Origin of the sequence: Dactylosporangium sp. CA-052675 (assembly GCF_050947935.1) — a bacterium.
GTDB lineage: Bacteria > Actinomycetota > Actinomycetes > Mycobacteriales > Micromonosporaceae > Dactylosporangium.
On the sequence record NZ_CP192010.1, the window covers coordinates 6,206,019 to 6,219,679 of the forward strand.

At 74.1% G+C, this 13,661-nt stretch carries 13 protein-coding genes; 7 read left to right on the plus strand and 6 right to left on the minus strand.

Annotated elements, in window-relative coordinates; all coding sequences use genetic code 11:
• The first annotated feature begins 36 nt into the window (after positions 1-36).
• Complete coding sequence (locus ACQP1P_RS27770) at positions 37-1,101, plus strand: glycoside hydrolase family 43 protein (protein ID WP_433074646.1); 1,065 nt, start codon at positions 37-39, stop codon at positions 1,099-1,101.
• Positions 1,102-1,256: 155 nt separating this feature from the next.
• Here the strand turns inward: ACQP1P_RS27770 and ACQP1P_RS27775 are convergent, their stop codons facing one another.
• From ACQP1P_RS27775 to ACQP1P_RS27790, 4 genes are read right to left on the minus strand one after another with little or no spacing between them, the layout of a single operon-like run.
• The gene (locus tag ACQP1P_RS27775; RefSeq protein WP_433074649.1) at positions 1,257-1,604 is read right to left on the minus strand and encodes an MmcQ/YjbR family DNA-binding protein; all 348 of its coding nucleotides are present in this window, start codon (positions 1,602-1,604) and stop codon (positions 1,257-1,259) included.
• Positions 1,605-1,617: 13 nt separating this feature from the next.
• Positions 1,618-2,796: an RNA polymerase sigma factor gene (locus tag ACQP1P_RS27780; protein WP_433074652.1), complete on the minus strand. Its 1,179-nt coding sequence runs from the start codon at positions 2,794-2,796 to the stop codon at positions 1,618-1,620.
• A gap of 6 nt (positions 2,797-2,802) precedes the next feature.
• Entirely contained in the window at positions 2,803-3,156 is a 354-nt protein-coding gene (locus ACQP1P_RS27785; RefSeq protein ID WP_433074655.1) for a YciI family protein, read from the minus strand.
• 28 nt (positions 3,157-3,184) lie between these two features.
• Positions 3,185-3,595, minus strand: a complete 411-nt coding sequence (locus ACQP1P_RS27790; protein ID WP_433074658.1) for a DUF6069 family protein — start codon at positions 3,593-3,595, stop codon at positions 3,185-3,187.
• 324 nt (positions 3,596-3,919) lie between these two features.
• On the opposite strand from ACQP1P_RS27790, the gene ACQP1P_RS27795 reads away from it, so the two are divergent.
• Together ACQP1P_RS27795 and ACQP1P_RS27800 are read left to right on the plus strand one after the other, a co-directional pair.
• The gene (locus tag ACQP1P_RS27795; protein ID WP_433074661.1) at positions 3,920-4,801 is read left to right on the plus strand and encodes a leucine-rich repeat domain-containing protein; all 882 of its coding nucleotides are present in this window, start codon (positions 3,920-3,922) and stop codon (positions 4,799-4,801) included.
• Positions 4,802-5,562: 761 nt separating this feature from the next.
• Positions 5,563-6,480 (plus strand): hypothetical protein, encoded by a 918-nt coding sequence (locus ACQP1P_RS27800; RefSeq protein ID WP_433074664.1) that lies wholly within the window; start codon positions 5,563-5,565, stop codon positions 6,478-6,480.
• 61 nt (positions 6,481-6,541) lie between these two features.
• Here ACQP1P_RS27800 and ACQP1P_RS27805 read toward each other — a convergent pair whose 3' ends face one another.
• On the minus strand, positions 6,542-8,818 hold the full coding sequence (locus ACQP1P_RS27805) for a tetratricopeptide repeat protein (protein ID WP_433074667.1): 2,277 nt from the start codon (positions 8,816-8,818) through the stop codon (positions 6,542-6,544).
• A 129-nt stretch (positions 8,819-8,947) separates the two neighbouring features.
• On the opposite strand from ACQP1P_RS27805, the gene ACQP1P_RS27810 reads away from it, so the two are divergent.
• The 4 genes from ACQP1P_RS27810 to ACQP1P_RS27825 all read left to right on the plus strand — a co-directional run bounded on the left by ACQP1P_RS27810 (position 8,948) and on the right by ACQP1P_RS27825 (position 11,715).
• Entirely contained in the window at positions 8,948-9,433 is a 486-nt protein-coding gene (locus ACQP1P_RS27810) for a response regulator (RefSeq protein WP_433074670.1), read from the plus strand.
• Between the two features lie 135 nt (positions 9,434-9,568).
• Positions 9,569-10,957 carry a serine/threonine-protein kinase gene (locus ACQP1P_RS27815; protein ID WP_433074673.1) on the plus strand — a complete coding sequence of 463 codons (1,389 nt, stop codon included), beginning with the start codon at positions 9,569-9,571 and terminating at the stop codon, positions 10,955-10,957.
• A 20-nt stretch (positions 10,958-10,977) separates the two neighbouring features.
• Positions 10,978-11,181: a hypothetical protein gene (locus tag ACQP1P_RS27820; protein ID WP_433074676.1), complete on the plus strand. Its 204-nt coding sequence runs from the start codon at positions 10,978-10,980 to the stop codon at positions 11,179-11,181.
• Positions 11,182-11,190: 9 nt separating this feature from the next.
• Positions 11,191-11,715: a MarR family winged helix-turn-helix transcriptional regulator gene (locus ACQP1P_RS27825; RefSeq protein WP_433074679.1), complete on the plus strand. Its 525-nt coding sequence runs from the start codon at positions 11,191-11,193 to the stop codon at positions 11,713-11,715.
• Positions 11,716-11,733: 18 nt separating this feature from the next.
• Here the strand turns inward: ACQP1P_RS27825 and ACQP1P_RS27830 are convergent, their stop codons facing one another.
• A complete protein-coding gene (locus ACQP1P_RS27830; protein WP_433074682.1) occupies positions 11,734-13,500 on the minus strand; it encodes a chloride channel protein in 1,767 nt (588 codons plus the stop codon).
• Positions 13,501-13,661: the final 161 nt, after the last annotated feature.

Below are 13,661 nucleotides of genomic sequence, written 5' to 3' on the forward strand. Positions count from 1 at the left end.
TGACATGCGCGCGTGAGCTGGGAGATGTTGCGGTCCATGCCCCGCATTCGCCGCTCCGGCGCCGCCGCCCTGGTCATCGCCGGCGCCCTCGCCCTCGTGCCGGTGCTGACCAGTGCCGGAACCGCCGACGCCGGTGCCACCACGCTCGGTGGCGCCGACCCCAGCGTCATCAAGGTCAACGGACTCTACGTCGCGGCCAAGTCGGTCGACGGCGGCGTGGCGATCCGCACGGCCACCTCCCTCGCCGGAATCGCCTCCGCGCCGAAGAAGCAGGTGTGGAAGGACACCGGCCTCGGCGAGGTGTGGGCGCCCGAGATCGTCTACCAGGACGGGCGCTACCACGTCTACTTCTCCGCCGGGACCGGCGCCGCCCACCGGATGTACCACATCGACTCGGCCAGCCCCGACTCCGGCTACACGGCCGCCGTGAAGGTCGCGCTGCCCAACGACAAGTGGGCCATCGACGGCGTGCCGTTCACGTTCCAGGGCCAGCGTTGGTTCGTGTGGTCCGGCTGGTCGGGCGACACGAACGTCGAGCAGAACCTGTACATCGCGCGGATGGCCAACGCGACCACGGCCACCGGCGCCCGGTACGTCATCTCCCAGCCGCGCGAGTCGTGGGAGCGCACGGTCGGCAACCCCTACATCAACGAGGCCCCCGAGCCGATCCTCGACCCCAAGGGCCAGCTGCACATCGTGTACTCCGCGAACGGCAGCTGGAGCAGCAAGTACTGCCTGGCCGACCTGCGCCTGCGAGCGGGCGGCGACCCGACGTACGTGTGGGACTGGTACAAGAGCAACGGCTGCCTGTTCGGGTCGTACGCGCCCGGCATGATGGCCGGGTGGGACCCGACGCTGTACGTCGACGGCCCCGGCCACCACTCGTTCGTCCTCGAACGGGGGGACATCGCGACGAGCCCGCCGTCGGGCAACCGCTTCCCGACGATGTACCACGCGGTCGCCAAGGGCACGCCGTACTCCTGGTCGGCGCGCTACTGGTACACCGGCACGGCGGTGTGGTGGGGCAGCGTGACGTACCGCCGGGCCAACGTCCCCGGCGCGACCAGCGACACCGGCTTCGGCCTCAAGTTCTTCGAGTAGCCGGCGCGTTCCGCCCGAGCGTGCGCCGCCCGGCGCTCGGGCGGACCGCGGGGCGGTAGGCGGCCGGCGCTCCACCGGCCGAGCCTACGGCGTCCTCGCCCCGTCTACGGGCCGTGGCCGCGCAGCAGCGCTGGACGATCGCGCCGGGCGCGTCGTCACCGGCGATCCTGCAGGTACGCGGTCCAGACCTTCTTCGGCACCGTCATGATCCAGGCGTTGACGACGAGCTCGTCCAGCTCCTCGGGGTCGAGGGCGGCCAGCCGCGCGCAGGCCCAGTTGAAGCGCAGGTCCGACGGCGGCGGGAGGAGGAACTTGTCCGGCTCGGCCTCGACCAGCGCGTCCCGGCCGTCCTTCGGGTAGCCGAAGCCCATGGTCGCCTCGTCGCGGGAGAGCGCCGCGAAGACGATCTGCCCGACTCGCCACTTGATCCGGTCCCGCACGACGACCTCGTAGGCGCGCGGGAGCGTCCTGGTGATCGCCCGGATGTCGTCGACCCCGGCCATGGGTGCAGCCTACCTACGTCCGGGCCCGGCGCCGGCGCAGGTACTCGCGCTCGGTCTCGTTGGTCGCCAGCGCGATGGCCTGGTCGTAGGCCGCCGCGGCCTCCGTGTCCCGTCCGAGGCGGGCCAGCAGCTCGGCGCGGACGGCGGGCAGCCGGTGGTACCCGGGCAGGTCGACGTCCTCGAGCACGGCGAGGGCCACCGCCGGTCCGTGCACCTCGGCGACCGCGACCGCACGGTTCAGCGCGACGATCGCGGTGGGGGTGAGGGCGTACAGCTGGTCGTACAAGGCCAGGACCTGCGGCCAGTCGGTGGCGTCACCGTCGGTGTGGACCGCGTTGATCGCCGCCTGGATCTGGTACGGGCCGGGCCGGTTGCGCCGCAGGCACCGGCGGACCAGGTCGTGGCCCTCGGCGATGAGGGCCCGGTTCCACCGCGTCCGGTCCTGCGCGGCGAGCAGCACCGGCTCGCCGTCCGGGCCGAGGCGGGCGGGGCGGCGCGCCTCGGTGAGCAGCAGCAGGGCGAGCAGGCCGAGGACCTCGGGCTCGTCGGGCATCAGCGCGGCGAGCTCGCGGGCGAGGCGGATCGCCTCGGCGCACAGGTCGGTGCGGATCAGCGGACCGGCGGTGGCCGCGTACCCCTCGTTGAACATCAGGTACAGCACGGTGAGCACGGGCGGCAGCCGGTCCGGCAGCTCGTGCTCGGCGGGGACCCGGTAGGGGATGCCGGCGTCGCGGATCTTCTTCTTGGCGCGCACGATCCGCTGGGCGACGGTCGCCTCCGGGATGAGGTACGCGCGAGCGATCTCGGGCGTCTCGAGGCCGCCGAGCAGCCGGAGGGTGAGGGCGGCCCGCGCGTCGGGCGCGAGGGCCGGGTGGCAGCAGGTGAAGATGAGGCGCAGCTGGTCGTCCCGCACGGGTCCCTCCTCCTCGGGCTCGTCCTGGTGGTGCAGCAGCAGGGCCTCGGCGTGCCGGGCCTCGCGGGTCGACTCGCGGCGGAGCCGGTCGATGGCCCGGTTCCGCGCGGTGGTCACGATCCAGGCGCCCGGGTTCGGCGGGGGCTCCTGCCATTTCTGCACCGCCGTGGCGAAGGCGTCCTGGACCGCTTCCTCGGCGAGGTTGATGTCGCCGAGGAAGCGGGTCAGGGTGGCGACGCAGCGGCCGTACTCCGCGCGGTAGATCTCCGCCAGGTCCACGCGGGTTCAGCCCTGGGACAGCTCGTCGAAGGGTCGCACCTCGATCGGCCCGCAGGCCCGGGAGCACTGCTCGGCCCAGGCCAGCGCCTCGTCCAGGTCCGCGCAGCGGATGACCCAGAAGCCGGCGAGGTGCTCGCGGGTCTCGGCGAACGGCCCGTCGGTCACGGTGGTGCCGCCCTGGCCGGTCCGCACGACGGTGGAGCTCTCCGGCGGCAGGAGCCCTCCGCCGAAGACCCAGGTGCCGGTCTTGACCATCTCCTGGTTGATCCGATCGGTCTCGCGGAACATGTACTGCGTCTCCTCGTCGGACATGGCGGGGGTGCCCTCGACGTGGTGCACAGCCAGCAGGTACTGCTTCATGACGGTCGTTCCCTTCTCGGCAGGAAGCTCAGGCGGACAGGCGGCGGGCGACGAGCGGGACAACGATCGCGGCGGCGACCAGGTGCGTGAGCATCAGCAGCGCCTTCGTACCAGGCGCGGCGTCCGCGAGCACGTCGGGCACCAGCGACAGCACGGTCAGTACCACCGTCGTGCGGACGAACGCGCGCCGCGGGCGCCGGGCGAAGCGGGCCAGCACCGCGGCGAGCACCACCCCCACCAGCGAGAAGATCGCGGTCAGCATCCCGAACCCGGTGACCGGGATCGGCTGGCCGGCCATGTCGAGGCTGATCCCGGCGGCGTGCCCACCGGCGGCGACGGCCATGGTCGCGGCGCTCGCGGCGACCGTGGCGACGACGCCGTGCCCGATCAGCGCGGGGATGCTCGACGTCGCGGTGCGGGTGGGAAGCGTGGTGGTCATGATGCCCTCCAGTGGTGTCCGGACCGGCCGTGTGTGCCGGGCTCTCACCAGGGCTACGAACCAGCCCCACGCCGATCGACAGGTCGGCCAGAAAATTTTTCTGGCCGCGAATCCGCGCGGACGCGAGGTGGTCGCGGGACTCGACGATCTGCCCGCCGCGCACGCGCAGCACGAGCGCATCGAGCGGCACGGCCCGTACCCGACGCGGAATACGCCACTGGCGCTGGGCGACCAGCGCATGCGCCGGCGGCTCCCGATCGGTGTGGGTGTTGTACCTTCCCGGGCAGGCGGCGTCGATGCGGTGCCGGGACACGGGGGTGTGCCATGCTTCGCGGGACCAGCGATCAGGTGATCGAGGCGGTCCGGGCCGCGGGCGGCGGCCGGCTGGACCTGTCCTTGCGCCGGCTGACCCGCGTGCGGCCGTCCGTCCGGCGCCTACCCGGGCTGACCGGCTTGAACCTGTCCGGGAACCTCATCACCGCCGTACCGGACTGGGTCGGCGAGCTCACCACCCTCCAGTGGCTGCACCTGGGCCACAACCAGCTCGCCGCGCTGCCGGACACCGTCGGCGACCTCAAAAGCCTTACCACGCTGCACTTGTACAGCAACCAGTTCACAGCACTGCCGGAGGCGCTGGGCACTCTCACCGGTCTCACCTGGCTGAACGTGAACAACAACCAGCTCGCCGCGCTGCCCGACGCGATCGGCGACCTCACCGGCCTCACCCGCTTGGAGCTGGATGCCAACCAGCTCACGCAGCTGCCAGAGGCGATCGGCAACCTCGTGAACCTCACCGACCTGTCGCTGTACGGCAACCAGCTCACGTCCCTGCCCGACAGCATCGGCAACCTCACCAACCTGACCACGCTGAACCTGCGCGGCAACCGGCTCACGGCGCTGCCGGACAGCATCGGCAACCTCACCAACGTGACGCTGCAATACGACGGGGGCGGGCGCTACTCCGGGACCGCACAGATGCGCTACGACGCGGCCAGCCGCTCGTTCAAGTACCGGCTGCCACCGGCCGGCCGCGACAACCTGCCACCGTCCCAGCAAAGCATCAGCCTGTCGGCGAGCGTGACACCGGGCGCACCGCCCGGAGCCGCCGCCCCACCGGTTCCGCCACCCGGATACATCCAGATTCGCCAATGCGTAGCCCTACCACCGATCCAGAACGGCCCGGCCGCGAGCGCCCCCAGCCACTGATCGCCCAGCGCGCACGCCGGCGTGCCGCTGCCCGCGACGCCGTTTCCGGTGCGGCGGATCGGGCCGTGCGCGCGCTGGCACAATCCCGATGTGACCGAGAGTGACGAGGCTCTGCACCGGTTGGGCGAGGCGTTCGTGGCGGGCCTGCGCCGGCCCGCTGGGATGGCACGCGCCGGCTGGTGTTCGTACCGAGGCAAAGCGGGGTCGTGCAGGTTCCTCCGGACCTGTACCGTGCTCGCGTGACAACGCCATCGTCCCCCGTCGGGCCGGACCCGGACCAGCCCGGTTCGAGCGCGCCCGGCACCACCGAGCCGGCCTCGGGCATGCCGTCGACCGGTGCGGTACCGACGTCCGGGGTGCCTGCGTCCGGCGCGCCTGCAGCCGCGGCTCCGACGTCCGGAATGCCCGCCCCCGCAGCGCCCGGCTTTGCCATGCCCGGCCCCGCGATGCCGACGTCCGGAATGCCCGCGCCGGCAGCGCCCGGCTATGCGATGCCCGGCCCCGCGATGCCGACCTCCGGCGCGCCCGGCCCCGCGATGCCCGGCCCCACGATGCCGACCTCCGGCGCGCCCGGCCCCGCGATGCCCGGCCTTGGGGTGCCGACCTCCGGCGCGCCCGGCTATGCGATGCCCGGCCCCGGGATGCCGCCCGGTGGCGTGCCGGTCTGGCAAGCGCCGGGGCCCGGCGCGGGATGGCCCGCCGGCGTGCCCGTTGCGCCGAAACGGTCCCGGACCGGGCTGATCGTCGGCGTTGTCGTTGTCGTGCTCCTGCTCCTGTGCTCCGCCGGTGGAGTCGCCGCGTTCGTCGTCGTCGGTGATCGCCGAACGGACGCGTCGCCCTCGGGCAAGGCCTCCAGCGAGCCCTCGAGCCCGCCTAAGGCGATGTCCGTCGCCGAGTACCAGGCGGTCCTCACCGAGGTGGACGGCCTGCTCGGGCCGGCGTGGCAGAAGGTCGTCGGGGCGGGCAACCGGACCGCGACCTCCGAAGCGGCCATGGCGCTGTCCCAGGCGGCCAGGGACAGCGAGTCCCGGCTGGCCTACCTGACCGCGCCCGAGGAGGCGAAGGACGGCCACGAGCACCTCATGCGGGCGTTCTCGTCGTCCAGCAACGGTTTCAGCAACCTGGCCGTGACCGTGCAGCGGGGCGAGGTGTGCGCCAGTTCCTCGGCGGTCTCGCAGGTGACCGGCTCGGTGGCGGCGAACGAGGTCCGCGAGGCGGTCAAGGCGTTCGGGTCGACGTTCACCTTCGGCGCGTGGCTGCCGGGTCCCGCCCCCCAGCAGGACCGCAAGCTGGGCAACGGCACGTACGTGAAGAAGGGCACGCTCAACGGCTCCGGCGAGTTCACGATCAACAACGGCGGCGGCAAGACCGACGTCGTGGTGAGTCTCGTGCCCAACGGCACGAAGGCGGCCGCCACGACCGTCTACATCTCGGCCGGCCAGACGTTCAAGGTCAAGCGGGTGCGGGACGGCAGCTACCAGATCTACATGGCGACCGGCTCCGACTGGGACTCGGGCGCCGCCGGCTTCACCCGGGACTGCCACCTGTCGAAGTTCACGGACCCCATCGAATTCAAGACCACCAGCAGGCAGTACACCACCTGGGAAATCACCCTCAAGCCGTCCACCGGCGGCAACGCGCACACCGACTCGGTCGACCCGGCCGACTTCCCGCAATGATCCCGGCGCGCGACCGGGGTGATCGCCGCGGGGAGCCGGCGGGGCGGCGCCGTGGGCCCGCTCAGCTCGTCGGCGCGCCGAGGAGCGTCAAGGTGGCCTCGGTCGCCGCGTGCTCCGGGCCGAGGTGCCGTTGCTGGTCCCGCGCCAGCCGCCGCAGCAGCCGCCTCGCCTCGCGCCGGCGGCCCTGCTCGAGCAGCGCCCGGGCCAGCCAGTAGCGGGGCCGCGTGTCGAGCGTCTCGGGGTGGTCGGCGCCGAGCACGCGCAGCCGGTCGGCGATGAGCGGGCGCAGCAGCCGTTCCGCGTCGCCGAAGCGCTCACACAGCACGAACAGTTCGGCGAGCGAGTGCCGCGCGTCGAGCGTCTCGACGTGGTCGGCGCCGAGGACGCGTTCCCGGACCGCGATGATCTCGGCGTACCGGCGCTGGGCCTCCTCCGGCCGCCCGCACCGGCCGATCGCCCAGGCGAGGCAGCACCGGGTGTGCAGGGTGTCGGGGTGGTCGTCACCGAGCGTCGCGGCCCGCGCCCGCAGGACCGGCTCCAGCTGCGCCTGCGCGGACTCCCAGTCGCCGAGCCGCCCGGTGGCCCAGGCGAGCTTGTGCCGGGTGTCGAGGGTGTCGAGATGCCCGGGGCCGAGGCGGCGGGTCCGCGCCGCACACACCTGCGTGAGTTCGGTGTGGGCCTCCGCCCACCGGCCGAGCCGCCCGATCGCCCAGCCGCGTTCGTTGCGCAGGGCCAGGATCGCCGGGTGGTCCGGGCCGAGGTGGTCCGCCTGCCGCAGCGCCGATCCCGCGAGGGCCACGGCCGCCGCCTCCTGCCCGCGCCAGGTGTTGGCGGCGACCACCCGCACGACCATCCAGACCAGCTTCGTGAGGCTCTGCTCGCCGAGGACGCCGCTGTAGCGCAGCAGCTGCTCGACGTGCGGCGCGAACAGCCCGAACCAGCGCCACTCGGCGTTGTCGTCGAAGCGCCGGGCCGCGACCGCCGCGACGAGCAGGTCGACCGCGGCGCGGGCGGCCGCCGCCGCGCGTTCGGGGGCGGCGATCCGGCCGGCCTCGGCCACGAGCGGGTGCAGCATGAACATCCGGGCCCCGTCGGGCGCAGGTCTGTCCAGCCGATCGACGAGGCCGTGGGCGGCGAGCCCCTCCAGGGTGTTCTGCACGACGCGCCGCACCGCCAGGGCGTCACGGTCGGCGGTGCCGTCGCCGCCCAGCAGTGCCCGGACCGGCTCGGTGTGCAGCAGCATCTGCGGTACCGGCACGGCCGGGGCGAAATGCGACAGCACCCGCAGCAGGGTCCGGCAGTGCGCCAGCCCCTGCCCGTCGAGCGCGCTCAGCGACATCTCCCAGGTCAGCGTCACGTTGGCGCGGGGCTCGGCCGGGTCACCGCCCACCCCGGGGGCGGCGAGCACCGGCTGGACGCCCCGCTCGTGGAACGCCTCGCGGTACTCGTCGAACGTCGGCCAGATCGGAAACGGCGAGCCGAGGTTGGCGCCGGCCAGGTGCAGCGCCAGCGGCAGGCACCCCAGGTCGCGGGCCAGCCGCTGCGCGGCCGGTCGGTCACCGGCGCCGGGGGCCAGGTCGAGCAGCACCTGCGCGGCGTCGGCCACGGTGAGCGGCGTGAGTTCGACCATTGTGCGAGCGCCGCCCCACACCTCCGGCCGGCCGATCCGGCTCGTCACCAGCACGAGCCCGCGACCGGCGCAGCGGGCCACGTTCGACTCGACCAGCCAGGCGATCACCTGCTGGTCGTCGAGATTGTCGAACACCAGCAGCCATCGCCGCGGTGACTGCCGCAACACCTCCCACAGCTGCTCCACCGCCCGCGCCGACCCTTCGCGGATCGCCGTCACCTGCGCCCGGCCGGCGCCGAGCTCCTCGGCCAGACTGACCAGCGCGTCGGTCAGACCCGCCCGGTCCTCCGCGGCGATCCACCACGCCGACCGGCCCCGGTGCTGCTCGAACCAGCGGCACGTCCGCATCGCCAGCGACGATTTGCCCACCCCGCCGAGCCCGGTCAGCACGTGCACCCGGCCGTCCGGCCGGCGCGCCGCCCGCCGCAGGTGCCGCAGGTCGGCGTCGCGGCCGCGGATGTGGGCGGCGCCGGCGCCCGCCGGCGCCGCGAGCGAGGCACCCATGAAGGTGGCGTCGGAGCCGACGCCTCCGGCCGCGCGCCGGTGCAGCGCGGCCACCAGGAACCCGGCCACGGTCGCGCCGCCGCCGACGACGCTCGCCCACTTGTCGGCCCGATCGAGCCCCTCGCTCATCAGGACCACGGCCACCACGACGACGATGATCGCGACGACGCCGACGAGGGTGATCCGCTGCCGTGTCCAACGCATATGCACATTGTCGCCGCCCGATGCCACACCGCCACACGGCCGAGCGTGACAGGACGCAACGGCTGCATATCGCATTAGTTGTACACTGCATGCGATCGGGGTTGGCCGCACGTCGAGAGGATGCACGCAGTGACCGAAGCCGCCGGAGCGGAGGCGCACGCCCACCCTCCGACGAGCGGATCGCTGCCGTTGGTCCGGATCCTGCTGGTCGAGGACGACCCCGGCGACGTCGCGTTCACGCTCGACGAGTTCCGGGAGCATCGCCTCCGCAACCCGGTGACCGTCCTGGGCGACGGGCGCCGCGCGCTGGAGTACCTCGAACGGCGCGGCACCTACCGCAACGCGCCGGTGCCCGACATCCTGCTGCTGGACCTGAACCTGCCCGGCATCGACGGGCGTACGGTGCTCGACCGGGTGGTCGCCGACCCGCGGCTGCGGGACCTGACGGTGGTCGTGCTCACCGGCTCGGACGTCGAGGAGCGCATGCTGCTCGACTTCGGCGTGCCGTCCGCGCACTTCCTGCGCAAACCCGTGGACTTCACCCGGCTGGCCGGGCTGATCCGCGACGTCGAGCGGTACGCCCTCGTGGTCGACCGCGACCGGCCCACCGCCTGACGGCGCGGGCGCGGGGCCGCGGATATGACGGTCCCGTGTCAATGCGCCGCTCGAAGCGCCCGAGCCTGGCCCCGGGGGAAAACGCCTCGGTAAGGTGCGGGTCGGGTGCCCGTTGCCGCCGAGGGAGGTTGCGCGATGCCGACGATCGCCCGCCGGTACCGGCTGGTGAGCCAGGCCGGCTCGGGCGGCATGGCCGAGGTGTGGCGCGCCGTCGACACCCGCCTCGACCGGACCGTGGCGGTCAAGCTGCTCCTGCCCGAGCTCGCCGGATCGGCCCGCGCCCGTGAACGCGCCGTCACCGAGGCCAGGGCGGCCGCCCGGATCAACCATCCGAACGTCGCCGCGGTCCATGACGCCGGGCATCGGCTGCGCGGGCTGGGCCGGGCGGTGCCGTACCTGGTGATGGAGTACGTCGACGGCGAGACGCTCGACCGTCGCCTCCGCGGCCCCGGGGCGATGCCCTGGCGCGAAGCGGTGCGCATCGCCGCGCAGGTGGCCGACGGGCTCGCGGCCGCGCACCGCCACCGGGTCGTCCATCGCGACATCAAGCCGGGCAACATCATGCTCACCGGCTCGGGCGTGAAGGTCGTCGACTTCGGGCTCGCCTCGATCGTCGGCGCCGCCGCCGACGGCCGCGCCGCGCGCGTGCTGCTCGGCACCCCGGAGTACATGGCTCCGGAGCAGCTGCGCGGCGAGCCGGTCACGAGCGCCACCGACGTGTACGCGCTCGGGCTGGTGCTGTACCACATGCTGACCGGCGTTCTGCCGTGGACCGCGGTGGCCCGCCACGCACTCGTCCGCGAGCGGCTGGCCTCGCCGGGGGTGTCCCTGCCGCCGTCTGCGGAGGTCCCGGCGGAGGTCGTCGCGGCCGTCGACGCGTGCCTGGCCGACGACCCGGGATTCCGCCCGTCCAGCCGTCACCTCGGCGACGTCCTCCGTGACGCGCTGGCAGGCCACGCGGACGGGGCCGGTCCGGCAGCGGTCGTGCGCACCGCGCCCGGCGAGACGCGCGGACCCGAGCGTCCCCGGCATCCGTGCACGGTCCCGTGGCGCGACGGAGCCGCGCCCGCCTGGCGCCGCCCGGCCATCCTGGTCGCCGCGGTGGCGCTGGTCGCCGCCAGCGGCTGGATGCGCCCCCTGTGGTCGACTCCCGCCGCGTCGGCCGGCGGGCCGCAGCCGGACACCGGTGGCGTGTGCGCGGTCCGGTACGTCGGGCACCGCACCACGACCACCTTCACCGCGGATGTCGCGGTCACCGCGGCGGCCGGGCAGTCGTGGACCCTGCGCTTCACCGCGCCGCCCGGGCAGCGGGTGACCAGCGCCTCCGGCTCGACCGTCAGCCAGTCCGGCTCGCTCGTCGTCGTGACCGGCGAGGGCTCGCTCGACCGCGCCACGCCGGCGCGGGTCACCCTCTCGGGAACCCTGGACCGGCCCGACACCGGGTTCCCGGCCGCCTTCGAGCTCGACGGTGTCAGCTGCCAGCGCACCGTGTCCATCTACGCCGTCGCGGCGGCGGACGCCTGACCGTCCGGAGGTGACCCACGATGATCGTCACGACAAGCCCGAGGACCGCGGAGGTCTCGTGCGACCGCTGCGGTGCGACCCTCCGGCTCGCCGGCGCCGACCGGGAGACCGTCTGGGCTCGGGCGCACGCCCTGGGATGGCAGGCGGAGCGGCTCCGCGACCTGTGGTGGCACCGCTGCCCCACCTGCGCGGGGCGTTTCGTGGAGGGTCCTCCGACGCTCTAGGGTTGGCGCATGCCCAAGGACGCGCGCACAGTGGATGCCGCCATCGCCGGCCCCGAGGCCGTCGAGGCCCTGCTGACGGCGAGCCGGGCGCTGGTCGGCATCGCCGCCCGGTCCCTGGCCGACATCGATCCCGACGTCACGCTGCCGCAGTACCGTGCCCTCGTCGTCCTGGCCGCGCGCGGACCGCAGCGGGTCGCCGACATCTCGGCCGAGCTGCAGGTCGCCCCGTCGACCGGCACCCGCATGTGCGACCGGCTGGTCCGCAAGGGCCTGGCCCGCCGCTCACGGCCGACCTCCGACCGGCGGGTGGTGCGGCTCACGCTGACGGCGGCCGGGCGGCGGCTCGTCCAGCGGGTGACGGAGAGCCGCCGCGAGCAGTTGTCCGACATCGTCGCCGCGACGGCGCAGGTCTGGCACCCGGCGGTCGCACCGGCGCTGCGCGCCTTCGCCGCCGCCGCCGGTGAGCTGCCGGAGAGCGAATGGTGGCTCGGATTCCCGTCCGTGGACGAGGAGCTCGAGACCCCGGGCGGCTGACGCCGGCACCGGGGGGCCTCACGGGCCCGGTGCGCCGGCCCGCGGCCGCGGGCCGGTCGTGACGGCGGCCAGGATGTCCCGATGCGTCACCCAGCCGACCAGACAGTCATCGCGCTGCACCGGCAGGCCGAGCCCGCCGGCGCGGACCACCGCGTCGAGGGCCTCGTCGAGGGACTGCCCGGCCCGCAGCACCGGCACGGTGGAGGCCAGGTCGGCCGCGGTCACGCCGCCGGCGTCGTCGCGCAGCGCGCGCTCCACCTCCACGGCCGGCACCACGCCGCGCAGCCGGCCCCGATCGTCGACGACCGGCAGCGCGTCATGGCCGCCGGCCGCGAATCGCTCGGCCACCTCCGCCAGCCCGGCGTCCGCCGGTAACGCGGTCGGCATCGCCCCCGCCACCGCGTCCACGGTCGGCACCGGCAGTGCCGGCAGTGCCGATGGATGGTCCCGGCCCAGGTCGATACCGCGCCGATGCAGCTTCCGCGTGTAGATCGTGTCGGCGGACACCAGCCGCGAGGCACCGGCGGCGAGGGCGACGGCGACCATCAGCGGCAGCACGACCGAGTACTCGCCCGTCAGCTCGAAGATCATGACCACCGCGGTGATCGGCGTGCGAGCCGCACCGGCGAACACCGCGCCCATGCCGACCAGCGCGTAGGCGCCCGGCGGAGCGGTCAGGCCGGGCATGACGGCGTGCGCGGCGTCGCCGGCCGCGGCGCCGAGCATCGCCCCGATGAACAGCGTGGGGCCGAAGACACCCCCGGACCCGCCGATGCCGATCGTCAGGCTCGCGGCCAGCATCTTGCCGACCAGCAGCAGGAGCAGCAGCAACAGCGGGTAGCCGCCCGCGACGGCGCGGTCCAGGACCGGGTACCCCACCCCGTACAGTTCCGGCAACACCAGCAGGACGCCTCCCAGCAGAAGGCCCCCGGCCGCCGGCCGCAGCCACTCCGGGCCGCGCCAGCAGCGGTCGCAGACGTCCTCGACCAGGTACAGCACCCGGCTGAACCCGACCCCGACGATGGCCGCGACCAGGCCGAGCCCCGCGTACCACAGGTACTCCACCGGCGAGACCACGTGGAAGGCCGGCAGCGTCAGGAACGGGTGGTCGCCGAGCAGCGCCCGGCTGATGGCGCTCGACGTCACCGAGGCCAGCACGACCGCGGCGAACGACTCGACGGCGAAATCGGCGAGGATCAGCTCCAGGGAGAAGAACACCGCGGCGATCGGCGCGTTGAAGGTCGCCGACACGGCACCGGCCGCACCGGCCCCGACGAGCAGGCGCAGCCGGGAGTCCGGCAGCCGCAGCGCCTGCCCGGCGGCCGAGGCGAGCGCCGAGCCGACCTGCACGATCGGCCCCTCGCGGCCGACCGAGCCGCCGCCGCCGATGCACAGCGCGCTCGCGACGGACTTCACGAGCGCGACCCGCGGGCGAATCCGGCCTCCGCGGGCGGTGACGGCGTACATGACCTCCGGCACCCCGTGGCCCCGGGCCTCGCGGGCGCCGAGATGGATCAGCGGCCCGTACAGCAGCCCGGCCACCACCGGCGCCGCCACCACGAACCACCGGCCCGCCCACGGCAGCAACGGGTGGGCGGCACCAGGGTGGGCAGTGTAGTCGGACGCGCCGCTGAACACCTTGGTGGCGGCGGACACGAGCCAGCGGAAGGCGACCGCGCCCAGGCTCGCCCCGGCCCCGACGCCGACGGCGAGGACGAGCAGACCGGCCGAGCCGCCCCGCAGCCGGTCCCACAACACGAGGTACCGCTCGCGTGGCACGCGCATTAATAGCTGCATAGTGCAATCATTGTAATAGGCAGCTAATGTTGGCGCCGCACGCGCTGCACTCGGCCGCGGGCGCGAGCCGGTCCGCCGGGCCAGCGTCCCGCCGGCCGTGAGGCCCGAGGCGCCGGTTCAGCTCAGCACGCCACGCGAACGCCGGTCCG